Source organism: Actinomycetota bacterium, from assembly GCA_028698215.1.
Classification (GTDB): domain Bacteria; phylum Actinomycetota; class Humimicrobiia; order Humimicrobiales; family Humimicrobiaceae; genus Halolacustris.
The window spans coordinates 42,721-58,182 of the sequence record JAQVDY010000002.1; the positions used below are offsets into that span (position 1 = coordinate 42,721).

A 15,462-nucleotide genomic window follows, 5' to 3' on the forward strand; every position below is an offset into this window, starting at 1 on the left:
TGGCCATAAGTATAGATAGCTTAAAGCAATAGGCTAAAATCTTGACTAAAATCAGTTAGCCTTTAGACTATAAACATAGAATATTTTCCATAATTAAAAAGAGGGAGATAAAACACCATGCCTAAATCCCTGGTTAGCTATTACGCTCCTGCCGGTAGGAGTACTTTAGAGGAAATTGAAAACCAAAAAAGGTTATTAAGACAGTATCATGGCCCGGTAAGCAGATTTTACGATGCAGTTACCGAATTGGTTTTAATATTGAATAGAGACAGGCAGATAGTGTATTTTAATTCTGCTGCTGCTGCTTTGCTGGGAGAAGATAATCCCAATCATCTTTATGGTTTAAGGCCGGGGGAAGCTTTGGGGTGTAGCTATTCCTGTCTTTACAGCGGGGGCTGCGGGACCAGTGAATATTGCACGCAGTGTGGGGCGGTAAATGCCATACTGTCAGCTTTAAATAATAAAGCTGACCTCAGGGAGTGCAGGATTTTAAAAGGGCCCCGGATGGAGGCTTTAAATCTATTAATCCGTACTACCCCCTTAAGATTGGAAGGACAAAATTTCAGCATTCTGGCTATTACTGATATAAGTAACGAAAAAAGAAGGCAGGTGCTGGAAAGGATTTTTTTCCATGATTTAATGAACACTGCATCAGCAATTCAATTACTCTCCAATGCAATAAACTCCAAGCAACAGGAGATAAGAGGCAATCCCCAATGGGCCAGCCTTTTGGCTGGAATTAAACAGCTTATAGCTGAACTTAAATCACAGAAGGAATTGCTGGCAGCTGAAAACGGGGAGTTACTGGTAGAACGAGTGCCGGTAGATGCAAATGCCATTATTAAGAATTTATCAGAAACCTTTAACCAGCGCTTTACAGACCGGGAAGTTGTGGTGCAATGCTTCCAGGAAAAAATGGTCTTAAATACAGACCAGGGGTTATTTACCAGGGTATTGGAGAATATGGTATTAAACGCATTAGAAGCCAGCCCTCCCGGACAAAAGGTTATAGTTTCTAGTGAACTGGTGGATGGTTTTGCTGAATTTAGGGTTCACAATGCAGGATTCATACCCAAAGAGCACCAATTACAGCTTTTCCAGAGGTCCTTTACTACCAAGGGTGCAGGCAGGGGCCTGGGTACATACAGCATGAAATTGCTAAGCGAGCAATATTTGGAGGGCAGTATTAGTTTTAAAAGTTCGCTGGAACAGGGGACTACATTTATTGCCCGCTATCCTGCATAATTGTTAATGCAGACATAAAGGTTTAAATATTGGCAACAGCTTTCTTTAGAAAAAACTATTTACTTTTAATTTTGGGGCTGGCTTCCATTGCAGGGCTCTATTTATTAAGCCTATACAGTTACATTATCTACCACAGTATCATAGAGCTGTTTAGTATAATAATAGCCATCGGCATTTTCGTAGTGGCCTGGAATTCCAGGAAATATCTGGATAATCACTTTCTTCTATTTGTGGGCTTATCTTATTTTTTCGTAGCCATATTGGATTTACTGCATACCCTAGCCTACAGCGGTTCAGGAGTATTTATTGGATTTATCGAATCAGACCTGGCTACCCAGCTGTGGATTGCAGCCAGGTATATGCAGAGCGTATCTTTACTTTTAGCCTTATTGTTTATAACTAGAAGGTTAAATTTAAAGATCCAGTTTGTTATCTATTCTATAGTAACTATACTATTATTATTATCAATATTTTACTGGGAGGTTTTTCCTGCCTGTTTTATTGAGGGCTCAGGGCTTACCCAGTTTAAAATCATCAGTGAATACATAATTTCTTTTATATTGGCAGCGGCTGTAGTTTTATTATTTTTTTACCGCAGTGAATTTAACCCCAAAATATTTTCTTTAATCATAGCTTCCCTGGCATTAACCATAGTATCTGAGCTAATGTTCACTCTATATGACGATGTATACGGATTGTTTAACCAGTTAGGCCATTTCCTTAAATTTGTATCTTTCTTTTTAATTTATAAAGCGGTAATAGAAACTGGCTTTTCACAACCTTTAGACTTATTGTTTTTCAAATTAAAACAGGGTGAAAAAGAAATTAAGGATAATGAGAAAAAGTTCAGGTCGCTTTTCTTATCTATGAATGAGGCGGTATGTCTGCAGGAACTGCTTTATGATGCTAATGGCCAGGTTATTGATTACAAGATAGTGGATGTTAACCCTTCTTTTGTTTTTATAACCGGTTGGCCAAGAGAGCAGGTTGTAGGGCGGAAAGCCTCTGAAACTTATGGAACCGATATTCCATACCTGGATGCTTATCTAAAGGTGATAAAAACTGGGGATCCGGTCCGGTTTGAAACCTATTTTCCTGCCCTGGATAAATATCTGTCCCTATCTGCTTTTTCACCCGCCAAGGGTAAAATTGCTACTGTTTTTTCTGATATCACCCAAAGGAAAAAGGCTGAGCTGGAAATTGAAAGCCTGTCCAGGTTTACTTTGGAAAACCCTAATCCCGTCATGAGGATAGATAAAAAGAATTCCATAATCTATGCCAATGATCCAGCTCAGCAAATACTGGCAAATATGGGTGATAAACAGAAAACCGAATTTATAAAGGTGCTGCAAAAATCTGCTGAAAGCTACAATAGGGAGGAAGGCTCAGCAGTAACCGAAATTACCCTGGGCAAACTTATATATGAATTTACAATAGTACCGGTAAAAGAGTCAAATTACCTAAATATATATGGAACAGATATTACTATAAGAAAAAATGCAGAAAAGCTGCAAAAAAAGATAGCCAGGGAAAGGGCTTTAAGCCAAGAGCGTAACAAGCTGGCCCGGGAACTTCATGATACTGTAACCCAAACCCTTTTTTCTGCAAACCTTATTGCGGGAACTATACCTAAATTATGGGAAAAAGATCCGAATGCGGTAGCCAAAAGGTTGGAAGAAATCAAACTTCTTTACCAGGCAGCCCTAAAAGAAATGAGGATATTGCTGTATGAATTAAAACCTTCTGCCTTAAAAGATGAAAATCTTATCAATTTGCTTAACCAATTAGTTAAATCTATTGAATCCAAGTCCAAAATACCGGTTACCCTCTCGGTAGAAGGCGAGTATAAGTATCCCTCTAAAATTGAGTTTGGATTTTACCGTATAGCACAAGAAGCTTTAAATAATATCATAAAACATTCTTCTGCCACCCAGGCCTATATCATTATAAAAAGCAATCCTCAAAACCTGGAACTTACCATACAGGATAACGGCCGGGGCTTTGATCCCGAAACTGTGCCTTCTACTAATCTAGGTTTAAATATAATGAAAGAGAGGGCAAGGATAATGGGTGCTTCCATAAACATTAAAAGTGTGCCTGATGAAGGTACCCGGATACATGTGGTCTTCTCCAAAGCTGTTAAATAAGAATATTTATCTGTGCTTTAGTTTAGTTAAATCCCCTACTTTTTTCCTCTAAATACTGTACTTAGTACTATTACTATAGTGATGATTTCAGTATAGTCTTATAAATATATCAGATATTGAGGGGGAATTAAGGTGAAGAGCAAAATAGAATATAGAGATAATCATTTGGCAAAAATAATTGAATTAAAGATCCAGATACAAGCTTCTCAACTGGTTTGGGACTTAGGTCTAATGTCAGAGGGCCCGCAGTTGGAAATATCTAATTTTTATCAATTTTATAAAAGTTTTAGCCGCATTTGGGAAAGGTACCATAATAGAATTTCACCACTTCTAAGCGATTTTAATTATAAATCCAATATCAGGCATATATATGCTGAAATTATTGCTGCCCAATACAGCAAATACTTGGAATCTTTGGAACAGCTGGAAGTTCCTCCCAATCTAATATCAGCTTTTAACCGATACCGGCAATCGATTATAGCCCGTAAATGTTGGGTGCAGTCATACCGGCAAGGCATAGACAGCATATATGATGCTGATCATTTGGATTACCAGCAAGACTATCAATTTTGGTGTTCACTGGGCCAGCAGTATCTAAAATTAAGTGAAACCAATAAAGCTTCTGAAAAGCCTTGCGTTGTGGCCTAAACTGTAAGCTTTAACTGCTAATATAATCTTTAGATTAATTTTTCCCCTAAATACCTGCAGCACAGATATGTTCAAGCTTGCCGGGTATAAATTAATTTAATACAAAATAATAATGTTAATCTCAAGTCTAAATTGCTATAATTAACCATATGATAGGAAAATCTTAAACTTATAGCATATCTTAACCATGATTAAAGTATTGGTAACTGATGACCATTTGTTGGTAAGGCAAGGCATAAGGGCTTTGCTGGAAATGTGTGATGATATTGAGATTGTGGGAGAAGCAGAAAACGGCCACCAGGCATTTGAATTATGTCTAGAATTTAACCCGGATATAGTGTTGATGGATTTAATAATGCCCGGGTTAAGTGGAGTAGAAACCATTAAAACCATCCTAAAGGATATGCCCCAAGCCAAAATCGTAGTCTTAACCAGTTTTGTAGATAAGAAACTCATTGAAGAATCACTTAAGGCTGGAGCTATAGGGTACGTATTAAAAAATGTATCCGGAGACGACCTGATAGAAATAATTAGAAATGCCTATCAAGGCAAACCTACCCTTTCTTCGGAAGCCAGTGATTTCTTAATATCTAATTTAAAGAGGCCTTCAATTGAAGATTTTAGCTTAACCAACCAGGAACAAAACATATTATCCTGCCTGGCTGATGGCCTATCCAATAAGGAAATAGCTAAGAAGCTGGTATTAAGCGTATCTACCGTGAAGTTTCATGTAAGCAATATATTAACCAAGCTGGGTGCTTCCAGCAGGGCGGAAGCAGTATCCATTGCTCTAAAGAATAAACTGGTCGAATGACCAGTATAAACCTCTACTTTTTATCTTAAATTATCCATACTTAATACTATTACCTAAATATTTCCCCCCACCTATAATGATTAAACTACATTTTAAATAGGGAGGGGTGCATGAGATCCATAAAAGTTTTAATGCTAATAGAAGACTTATTTGATGATAAGGAAGCATTGTATCCTTATTACCGCATGAAAGAAGAAGGCTATGAGGTTACCACGATAGGGCCAGTTGCTGGAAAAGAGTATCAGGGTAAATATGGCATAACCCTAAAAGCAGATTTATCGGCCAAGGAAGTGGAACTAAATGATGTTTCAGCCTTAATTATTCCTGGAGGATATGCTCCGGACAAAATGAGGAAAAATAAAGATATGGTAGATGTTGTAAGAAAAATATACCAACAGGGAGGGGTAGTAGCAGCAATATGCCACGGTCCCTGGATGCTGGTAGAGGCTGACGCAATTAAAGATAAAAAAGTTACAGGAGCAAGCTCCATATCTACCGACCTTAAAAATGCAGGCGGCAGCTTTGTTGATTGTGAAGTAGTAATTTCTGGAAATATTATTACCTCTAGGGGCCCAGACGACTTGCCTGTTTTCTGTAAATCAATAATCGGTCTTATAAGTCAAAAAGTTCAAAATAATTAGTGAATGAAAGCAAATATAAATACATTAATGAATAAATTGGCTGCCAGCCATTAAATGGAATATCAGGAGGAGAAATGTACGAGGATTTAATGTTTCAAAAATGCCCTAAATGTGGTACCTGGCTGTATAGGAAAAGAAAATTTCACGAAGGGATAACCGGAGCTTTGGCTAAGGATATAAAGATTATTAAAGATTCTGATGGCGATTCTGTTTATGTTTGCAATAACTGCCAGGCTAAGCTGGTTCATGTTATCACCAAGGGAAAACCTTTAGTATATAGGTATTCTCATTCCAAGCAGTGAATTTAGCCCCTATTTTGAATCTGCCTGGTATAACAACATATTATTTTATGTTTAACCCTAATTTGGTTTCAAATGAGGGCTAAACATGCTATTTGATAAATGTTTGGCTTAAAGATCGCAGGCCAAATCCAGGAGTAAATAAAAGCATAGAGGTAATTTTTACTGGCCTTTAGGAAAGGTTAGAAAGATTAAAAATATTGAAATATCTGGATTTTTTAAACATCCCTAGATAAAGCACGAGATTAAATTGAAATATTTATGGCTATGCTAATACTAAAATGCTCATAAAATAAATACACAGGTTGAGTTGACAATCACAAGTTTGGTAGGTTAGAATTACATAAATAAAATAATTTTATTATAACCCAATAATTACTTAATCGTATAGACAAGACAAAATAAGCATAATTAAAATCATAAATAGAGAAGGATTAAAGAATTATGGCTGATGAGGTAATTCTTAGCTTGAATAATATTTCCAAAGGTTTCCCGGGAGTACAAGCCCTAAAAGATGTTTCCTTTGAACTAAGAAAAGGCGAAGTCCATGGAATATGTGGAGAAAATGGTGCCGGCAAATCCACACTTATCAAGATTGTATCGGGAGCTTATCAACCAGATGAAGGTGAAATCTACTTTGAAGGTAAAAAGGTGTCCCTGGATCCATATACAGCCATGAACCTGGGCATACAGACTATCTACCAGGAGCATACCATTTTCCCTCATTTGAGTATTACTGAAAATATTTTTGTGGGAATGGAAATTACCAATAACGGTATTATGCAGAAAGTGGAAATGCGCAAGAAAACAGCTGAAGTTCTAGAATATCTCCATAGCGACCTCAATCCTGATCAGCTGGTGAACGACCTGTCGTCAGGAGAACAAAAAATAGTAGAGATTGCCAAGGCTCTGGTGCTGGACCGTAAAGTAATAATAATGGATGAGCCTACCGCTTCTTTTTCGGTGAGTGAAATTGATAATTTGCTGGAGATTGTAAATAAAATTAAGAAAACCGGAATTGGAGTTATCTATATTTCTCACCATTTGGAGGAAGTGTTTAAAGTTGCGGACAGGATTAGTGTACTAAGAGATGGAATGCATGTAAAAACTTGCGATGTAGGTGAAGTTGATGAGTCTCAGCTAATTAAGTACATGGTTGGCCGCGATGCATCTGCTTTTTACCATCGTGAATTTTATGAGCCCGGTGAAACAGTGTTGGAAGTAGAGAACCTCTCGGGTAATGGGGTAAAAGATATATCGTTTGAGGTCAAAAGGGGAGAAATTCTAGGTTTTGCTGGAATGGTAGGTTCGGGTAGATCTGAGCTTATGACTCTTCTTTTTGGAGGTGCCGAAAAAATAGATGGACGCATTTCTATTTTGGGGCAAGAGGTTAATTTAAAAGACCCCAGTGATGCAATAAGGAATAAGATGTGCTACATCACTGAAGACCGGCAGTTTACCGGCTTGTTTTTAATTCATTCCATAGCCCGCAATATAATGATTGCCGATATGGTCAATACCAAAGGATCCACCATAACCCCTACCAATGAGGTAGAGATTGGAGACCGAATGGTTAAGAAACTTAATATAAAGGCACCCAATTCACAGATGCTGGCAGGGAATCTTTCAGGCGGCAACCAGCAAAAAGTTGTTTTAGCCAAGTGGTTTAATACCAATGGGGAGATTTTTATCTTTGATGAGCCCACCAGAGGTATAGATGTAGGAGCCAAACAGGAAATCTATCAGCTGATGACTAATCTCTTAGAAGAAGGCAAGGCTATAGTAATGGTCTCTTCTGATATGCCGGAGATAGCTTCCATGAGTGACCGGATTATGGTTATGAAAGCAGGCCAGATTGAAGGGGAGCTAAAAAGGGAAGAAATCAGTGAGGAAAATATACTTGAGTTATCAATAGGAGGTAAAAAAATATGAAACAGTCGCCTGAACCGGAAAGAAGAAAAGGTTTTGCGCTTTTTGGAAGGGGAGAAAATTCTACGGTTTTGATGATTACCATTTTTTTCTTCATTGCCATAGTGCTTATACAGGTTATTACCAGTGCTGTTGCTGGAGGCGTAACTTACCCCTCGTTTATAAGCCCAGTTAACTTATTGAATATATTTATGCAGGTGGCTGCTGTGGGAATTATGGCTATGGGTATGTCTGTAGTAATGATTGGCGGAGGAATAGACCTATCGGTTGGTATGTTGGTTTCCCTGGTAGCTCTTTACTTTGCCAAAGCTTTTAGGGACTGGAATTATCCTGTAGCTGTGGCTATTGCTTCTATTGTAGTAATAGCAATTTTACTGGAAACAGCTATGGGCTGGATAATTTCCCGCTTTAAGGTAGAGCCTTTTATTATTACTCTGGGTGGTATGATAGCATTCAGGGGGATTGCTCTCCTAATTTGCCGTTCGCAGGAAATTAGTACCCAGGGCATCCTGAATCCGCTAAAAGCTAATCTAATTGAAGGGGCAAAAGGGCCATCAGGGTTATCACTTACTATACCTGTGTATGTTATTGTTTTCCTAGTTATAACCGTGATTATGTGGTGGCTGCTGAAATACACCAAGTATGGCAGAAGGGTTTATGCGGTAGGAGCAAACCGTAATGCTGCCTATCTAGCCGGTATTGATGTAAAAAATATTATGATGTCTACCTATGCTCTAAACGGATTTCTGGTTTCTATCGCTTCCTTCATGTTGTTAGCTCGAGTTAATACCGCTATAATAACTGTAGGACAGAATTTGGAAATTGATGTTATTGCTGCCACGGTTGTAGGCGGAGTTGCACTTTCAGGAGGCAAAGGAAATATTTGGGGTACTTTTATTGGAGCGATTTTATTGGGTTCTATTGCTAATGCTATGAATATCCTTCGTCTGCAAAGCGAGTGGCAGTTTGTAGCTAAGGGTATAATTATAATAGCAGCAGTTACTGCCGGTGCTATTGTTCAGGCCAGAAGCCAGAGGATGAAACAAATCAGATAAGGTAAATTCATAAAAAAATAATTAGTTTTTTGGAAAAATATATTTGCTGTAACTTATTTAATCGTTACAGTATTATATAAATAGAAATGATAACAAGAAAGGAAAGAGGTAAAAAGCAATGAAGAGAATATTAGTTCTCCTAATCGTAGTTGCTTTGGCGATTACATTCTCATTCGCAGGTTGTACAGCACAAGCACCTGCGGAAGAAGCGGCTGAAGCTCCTGCGGAAGAGCCTGCAGCTGAAGAACCTGCAGCTGAAGAACCTGCAGCGGAAGAGCCTGCAGCTGAAGAGCCTGCAGCTGAAGAACCTGCAGCTGAAGTACAGACTCTGGATATAGGTTTCTATGCTGACGGCGCAGACTCCTACTATCAGGTAATGGTAGACACTATGCAGGCATGTGCAGATGCTGATCCTGAAACAGAGTGGACAATCGATTATAAAGTTGGACAGAACACCGCAGCAGAACAGCTGCAGGCAGTTGAAGACTTTATAACCGCTGGATATGACGCTATAGTAGTTATCCAGAACTCTGCTGATACAACATCTGAGTGTATAACCAAATGCCAGGCAGCAGGCATTCCTTACTTCGGCGCTGCCCACAGCTTTGCATCAGCTCCAAATGCAACTGATGCTGCTGGATCATGCTGTTATAACTTTGTAGAAGCCGGTGTCTATGCTGGCGAAGACGCTTTAGCAAGAGGCGTTAAGAAAGTTATAAATATTGAAGGCCAGCTGGGCCAGGGTAGTGCAGGCGCACAAACACTGGGCTTTTTGAAAGCATATGAAGATGCTGGAATGAGCCTGGGGGGCCCTACTGCTGAAGAAGTAGCTACCAAAAAAACTGAAGCTAGCCTGGATGGAACTCAGGATATAGAAGTTGTATTCTGGGCTTCAGGCGGATGGTTCTCAGATCCTGCACAGAAAGCAATGACTGATGCTATCACATCTCTCGGAGTTGACGGTTTTGATGGTGCATATGTGCAGAACGATCCTATGATGGAAGGTGTTCTGATGGCCATGGAAGAAGCAGGACTAAATTCTTCTGACTACTGGTTAGGAGCATCAAACGGTAGAGAGATCTCATGGCAGTGGGTTAAAGATGGCGTAATAACCATGGATGTTAACCAGACCGCAGCTCTTGAAGGCGACACCCTGTATCAGCAGGTTAAAGCTCACTTCAATGGCGACGAATACAGAAAATACATTCATCCATACTTAACACCTTATAATGTTGATAATATTAACGATGTTGCCCTAGTTCCTTTCTCCGATGTAGATGCATACATGGCTGGAAGAGAAGCAGGCGACTTTGTTACTGATATCAACGATCCTAAATTTGTTGATCAGGAAGGATTTTAAGGTTAACTAGTAAGATAAAGGATGACAGAAGGACTTAATAGAAGCTGGATAAATGTATTAGAAGAAATTAAGTCTAACAGCAGAGATACAATAAAAATAATCAGGGGTTCTATATAGGCCCCTGATTATTTTTTTCCTGGTTATTTTGGGCATTTTGTTATTTTATGTGTTTAGTAGTTTAATGGTTTCAAAAGCAAAGCTATGGTTAAGAAGCGATCACAGGACTAAAACCATAAAACCTATAAATCAGAAACATATTCAAGGAGGAAAAATATGGGTAAAAGATATACCAAGCAAGAAGTTGTGGATCGATTACAGGCGGAAATAAAAAAAGGTAAGCCATTATTTATGCCTAATTGTGGAATGGGCATTTCCGCTAAATTTCAGGAGAAAGGAGGCTCAGATATCATTTGCATATCTCCTACCAGCTACTGGAGGCTCAAAGGGCAAGGTTCTTTGGCCGCTTTTCTGCCTTTCTATGACATAAACCAGGTAGTATTTGACCTCGCTAAGGAAATTGTGCCGGTAGTAAGTGAAGTACCTCTAATTGGCCTTACCGGCCCCCATAACCCATTGCTGCCACACCAGAAGCACCTGGAAATATTAAAAGAGTTAGGCCTCTCCGGTATTAATCCTTTTATAAGTAAACTTTATGGAGAAAGCTTCAGTGAACAGATAGAGCATATAGGAATGGGCTGGAAGAATGAGGTGGAAATAGTGGAAGTTGCCCAAAAAATGGATATGTTTACCTTTTCCTATGCATTTTCGCCCGAAGAAGCATCTATTTTAGCCCAAGCTGGAGCGGATATAATAGCTTCCCATGTGGGCTCTACTAAAGGCGGTTCCATTGGGGCCAAAACATCATTGACCTTAGAGGAAGCTGCCCAGCTAAGCCAGGAGATTTTTGATGCTGCCCGAAAAGTTAATAAGGATGTAATCCTGTTTGCACACGGGGGACCCATTGAAGGACCTAAAGAAGTGGAATATGTATTTAAAAATACAGATGCACAAGGATTCACTGGTGGCTCCGCTGCTGAAAGGATGCCTATAGAAAAAGCAATACTGGAAGTAACCCAAGCTTATAAAAATGTACCAATGAAATAAACAAAATTGAAGGAATAAACATGAATGATAAAAAACCAAATATTTTATGCATAGGCGTACTGGACACCAAGGGTGACGAAATAAAGTTCCTAGCCCGGGAATGCCAAAAACTGGGAGCTAACGCCAAGATAATGGAGCTGAGCCTGGGTGGTGAGGTAGGATGGGCCGATATCTCTTTGTCTGAAGTGCTGGCAGAAGATGGAATACATAAAGAGGATGTATTTAAAGCTTCAAGGACTGAAGCCATAGAGATTGTGGGAAAAGCTGGAGCTAAAAAGATGGCCAAGCTTTATGAAGAAGGCCAGGTAGATGGAGTTATCGCCTGGTCTGGATCAGTAGGAACTACAGTCAGCACTATGACTATGAGGGCCCTACCTATAGGAGTCCCCAAGATAATGCTTTCCACTTGTGCAGCCAGCGATGTTAGCTCCTGGTTGGGAAGTAAAGATATTTACATCTCCAACCCCATATCGGAAAAGGGGGTTAACCGGGTTACCAGGAAAATTGTGGCTAATGCCACCGCTGCTATCGTAGCTATGGCCAAAGTGGGAGAAATATCTGAAAAAGAAGCCAAGCCTTTGGCTGCGGTAACCGCCTATGGTACTACTACCCCTGCAGTTATGAGATTATCGAAATATATGGAAGAAAAAAGAGGCTTTGATACCATAACCATACATCAGGTAGGTACCGGTGCTACCATGGAGGACTTGATAAGGTCCAGGATGATTACTGCTGTTTACGACATTACTATTGGAGAGCTCAGCAACAACTATTATGGCAGTATATATGGGATTGATCCAGACTGGGAAGGAGAAAGGCTGACTGCTGCCAGTGATATGGGTATACCCCAGATAGTATGTCCGGGAGGGCTGGCCCAGTGTGCTTATGGTCCCCTTAAGACCATGCCCGGCAAGATCATGGAGGAATATAAACAAGGCAAGAGGGTATCTTACCAGAACTCCAGGGAGCCCTATATACATAATTCAGCAGTTACTATTATTGCGCCTACCCTGGAAGAAACAGAATTATTTGCCACAGAGATAATAGAAAAGCTGAATAGAACCACTGGTCCTACTGCCCTGGTACTTCCTCTCAGGGGATGGAGCGCTTATGACCAATCGGTAGAGCAGGCTACAGTGGAAAGAGGATGGGCTAAGGAAAAAGGTGATGGCCCGGTTTGGATACCGGATCCCGATAATCCAAAGTGGTCTAAGAGAGCTACTACCATGTGGAACATATTCAAGCAAAAAATAGACAAAGATAATCCTAATCTGGATCTTATAGTATGCAATAACCATATTTTGGATATTGTTTTTACTGATTTTTTAAACCGGATTATGGGGGATATGCTGGATGGAAGATGGACCAAAGGGTCATACCGGGATATGGAGAACATAGTAGAATAAAAACTAAAAACATCTGTAAAAAATACCCTGGTTTAACCTCCAGGGTATTTTTTTATTTTATTTGTATAAAAAATTTTAACCAGGATCATAACCGTGGTCATTCCCATAGCAATAGGGGCTATGGCCATAGACCACGACATATGGTACTGGGAAGTGAGCCTGGTGAGAAAAGGGGCAGCTGACACCCCTATATTTACGGCGGCAAATACAATACTGGCCAATACCCCCCGTCCATGGGGATAGATAGTGCTGGTAGATGAGATACCTAAAGTAATAATGCCTGAACAGCCTATACCTGCCATAAATATGGCGGCCAGGGACCCTATGGTTTGGTTTAGGGGGATAAAAACAGCCATGGATACTATAGCAATAATGGATAATATCAGCATTATATAGTTGGATTTGATTTTTCCCGCAATAGCTCCAGTAATCATCCTGCCTATCAGTACTGCCAGCCAGAACAGGGAAGCAGCCCAACCTGCAGTGTTTACATCAAACAATTTTTCTACTCTTAAGAAAGTGGGGGCCCAGGTGGCTACTACTGTTTCAGAAATGCAGTAGAACAGAAGCAGCAGGCATCCCAGAACAAATATGATGTTTCTCTGGCGGTCTGTAAATATGTCTTTTAGGCTTATTCTTTCTTCCTCCTCTTCTTCCGGCTGGCCTTTTTTGCCCCTTTTTAACCAAATATATAGAGCCATAATTATAAAGGTTAAAAATATCATGATGTAATAGGAGTATCTCCAGTTAAGGCTGTTGTTTATCAGCAGGGAAGCAATAAGGGGGGCTATAAAATTTCCTATAGGATAGAAGCTTAGAAAAATAGTGGTCAGCCGGTCTTTGTTTTTTATTTTGTTTTCTAATACGTATTTAGTGGCCTGGATCCAGATCACACCTGCTGCGTAACCTAACAGGAAATATAATATATAAAAAAGATATAAATTGTTAACCAAACTCAATAAAAACAGAATAGGCACTATAAGCACATATCCGGCCATTATTACCTTAAACTTTTTAAATTTACGGTTATACATAACTGAAGTAAGCTGGCCCAATATCATCCCTATGGTAAAGAAGGTAAATATCAGGCTTAAATCTGCAGCATTGTTTCCTGTGCTGGCCCCAATTTCTAACAGCATGGGGGAAGCAGTCATAAAATAAACGGGCACTATAAAAATAGCGAGGTAATTAGGAATTTCCCTTAAATAATCAATAAAATTGTCTTTTCTTTTTTCCAAATCCCTTTTCTATTCCAGATTAGGCTTCAATTTTAATTCATTAAGTTCAAGAATATTGAACACTATATCAAATTTAAACTTTTTAATAAACTAAATAGTGGGCTAAAAAAGTAAGGGCAAAATATTTGTAAAACCATTAACCAGCGGATGATAAATATCCCTAGAGAAAAGTCTAGGGCAGCAGCATCTTCCTGGCCTTAAACTTTACCAATTTGATATTTGCACCATTATATGGTATTAAATTTAGAATATTATGACACAATTACTATAAGAGGAGCATTCTTATGAGCCATTATCAAATAAATGAACCGGTAGGTTTGCCGGAAGAAATATATGAAGGAGATTATATAATTGCTACCTATTTTTTCCAGGCTCCCCGGGGAATAGATATCTACCAAAAGGCCAAGTCCTTTGCAGTAGGGCAAACCTTGGGTACCTGGCTTCCTGTTCCTGGCATAACTGATGAAATGAAGAAAAAATACGGGGGCAGGATTGTAGCTTTGTATGATATACCCCCGGCAGAGCTGATACCTGACGAGCCAGAGCAGACTGCCCATATAGTACAGATTGCATTTCCGGATCATAATTTTGATACCCAGTTTCCGATGCTTATGGTTACTTTGCTGGGAAATGATGTATCAACTTCTGCCCAGGTAAAATTACTGGATATAAAGTTTTCCCATCACTTTTTAAAGGCCTTTCCGGGGCCTAAATTCGGCATTCCCGGGTTGTACGAGTACTTTAAAATAAACCGGAGGCCAATTATTTTGAATATGGTTAAACCCTGCCTGGGGTACACTCCCCCGGAAGGGGCCAAGATTTTTAAAAGCATAGCCAGGGGTGGAGTAGATATTATTAAAGATGATGAGCTTTTAGCCCAAACCTCTTATAGCCCCATCCTGGACCGGGTAAAACAGTACACTGAAGCAGCCAGGGAAGTAGAACAAGAAACAGGGCATCTGGTTCGCTATTGCGTTAATATTACCGATAGGCAGGATAAGATGATCGAACATGCTAAGATAGCCAGGGAAGCGGGTGCTGGAGCGCTTCTGGTAAACTTTGTAGCCACAGGACTAGGTGCTTTGCAGGCATTAAGGGAAACAGATATTGATATCCCTATTCTGGCTCACTATGCTTCCGCGGGTGCCATTACCGAGTCTCCTTTTACCGGGCTGTCCACCCAGCTGCTTCTAGGAAAACTGTCCAGGCTGGCCGGTGCTGATATGTGCATGTTTAGTTCACCTTACAGCACCTATCCTTTTATTAAAAGAAGATATTCGCAGATTGCGGATACCCAAAGGTTGCCACTGGGATCCATTAGGGAAACCATGCCGGTCATAGGGGGAGGAATGACTCCACGGTCGGGGGAAAGAGTAGTAAATGATTTAGGTAAAGAAGTTGTACTGGCAGTGGGAGGAGCCATATTGGGCCATCCCCTGGGGCCTACCGAAGGGGCAAAGGCTATGATGGAAGCAGCAGAGGCCCTGGGCCAAGGCGTACCTCTTGACCAGTGGGCTAAGGAAAAAGGGAGCGAAGCCCTGAAGATATCACTGGAGAAATGGCAATAACAGGGAAA

The 15,462-nt window shown here is 40.0% G+C and carries 13 protein-coding genes; 12 read left to right on the top strand and 1 reads right to left on the bottom strand.

Annotated features, from left to right (window positions below):
* Positions 1 to 117 precede the first annotated feature (117 nt).
* The 11 genes from PHN32_01105 (at position 118) to PHN32_01155 (ending at position 12,648) form a co-directional block, all read left to right on the top strand.
* Positions 118 to 1,245 (top strand): ATP-binding protein, encoded by a 1,128-nt coding sequence (locus PHN32_01105; GenBank protein ID MDD3776193.1) that lies wholly within the window; start codon positions 118 to 120, stop codon positions 1,243 to 1,245.
* Between the two features lie 29 nt (positions 1,246 to 1,274).
* The gene (locus PHN32_01110; protein MDD3776194.1) at positions 1,275 to 3,392 is read left to right on the top strand and encodes an MASE3 domain-containing protein; all 2,118 of its coding nucleotides are present in this window, start codon (positions 1,275 to 1,277) and stop codon (positions 3,390 to 3,392) included.
* A gap of 132 nt (positions 3,393 to 3,524) precedes the next feature.
* A complete protein-coding gene (locus tag PHN32_01115) occupies positions 3,525 to 4,040 on the top strand; it encodes a hypothetical protein (GenBank protein MDD3776195.1) in 516 nt (171 codons plus the stop codon).
* Positions 4,041 to 4,227: 187 nt separating this feature from the next.
* Positions 4,228 to 4,854, top strand: coding sequence for a response regulator transcription factor (locus tag PHN32_01120; GenBank protein ID MDD3776196.1), 627 nt, complete (start codon positions 4,228 to 4,230; stop codon positions 4,852 to 4,854).
* A 110-nt stretch (positions 4,855 to 4,964) separates the two neighbouring features.
* Positions 4,965 to 5,495 (top strand): type 1 glutamine amidotransferase, encoded by a 531-nt coding sequence (locus PHN32_01125; protein MDD3776197.1) that lies wholly within the window; start codon positions 4,965 to 4,967, stop codon positions 5,493 to 5,495.
* A 74-nt stretch (positions 5,496 to 5,569) separates the two neighbouring features.
* Complete coding sequence (locus PHN32_01130) at positions 5,570 to 5,797, top strand: hypothetical protein (GenBank protein ID MDD3776198.1); 228 nt, start codon at positions 5,570 to 5,572, stop codon at positions 5,795 to 5,797.
* A gap of 441 nt (positions 5,798 to 6,238) precedes the next feature.
* Positions 6,239 to 7,726, top strand: coding sequence for a sugar ABC transporter ATP-binding protein (locus PHN32_01135; GenBank protein ID MDD3776199.1), 1,488 nt, complete (start codon positions 6,239 to 6,241; stop codon positions 7,724 to 7,726).
* Complete coding sequence (locus PHN32_01140; GenBank protein ID MDD3776200.1) at positions 7,723 to 8,778, top strand: ABC transporter permease; 1,056 nt, start codon at positions 7,723 to 7,725, stop codon at positions 8,776 to 8,778. Before PHN32_01135 ends, PHN32_01140 begins: the two co-directional genes overlap by 4 nt.
* A gap of 118 nt (positions 8,779 to 8,896) precedes the next feature.
* The gene (locus PHN32_01145) at positions 8,897 to 10,138 is read left to right on the top strand and encodes a sugar ABC transporter substrate-binding protein (protein ID MDD3776201.1); all 1,242 of its coding nucleotides are present in this window, start codon (positions 8,897 to 8,899) and stop codon (positions 10,136 to 10,138) included.
* A 273-nt stretch (positions 10,139 to 10,411) separates the two neighbouring features.
* Positions 10,412 to 11,242: a phosphoenolpyruvate hydrolase family protein gene (locus tag PHN32_01150; protein ID MDD3776202.1), complete on the top strand. Its 831-nt coding sequence runs from the start codon at positions 10,412 to 10,414 to the stop codon at positions 11,240 to 11,242.
* Positions 11,243 to 11,262: 20 nt separating this feature from the next.
* Positions 11,263 to 12,648 (top strand): Tm-1-like ATP-binding domain-containing protein, encoded by a 1,386-nt coding sequence (locus tag PHN32_01155; protein MDD3776203.1) that lies wholly within the window; start codon positions 11,263 to 11,265, stop codon positions 12,646 to 12,648.
* A 32-nt stretch (positions 12,649 to 12,680) separates the two neighbouring features.
* Here the strand turns inward: PHN32_01155 and PHN32_01160 are convergent, their stop codons facing one another.
* A complete protein-coding gene (locus PHN32_01160; protein ID MDD3776204.1) occupies positions 12,681 to 13,886 on the bottom strand; it encodes an MFS transporter in 1,206 nt (401 codons plus the stop codon).
* Positions 13,887 to 14,170: 284 nt separating this feature from the next.
* Between PHN32_01160 and PHN32_01165 the strand changes: the two genes are divergently transcribed.
* On the top strand, positions 14,171 to 15,454 hold the full coding sequence (locus PHN32_01165; GenBank protein MDD3776205.1) for a RuBisCO large subunit C-terminal-like domain-containing protein: 1,284 nt from the start codon (positions 14,171 to 14,173) through the stop codon (positions 15,452 to 15,454).
* The last annotated feature ends 8 nt before the right edge of the window (positions 15,455 to 15,462 follow it).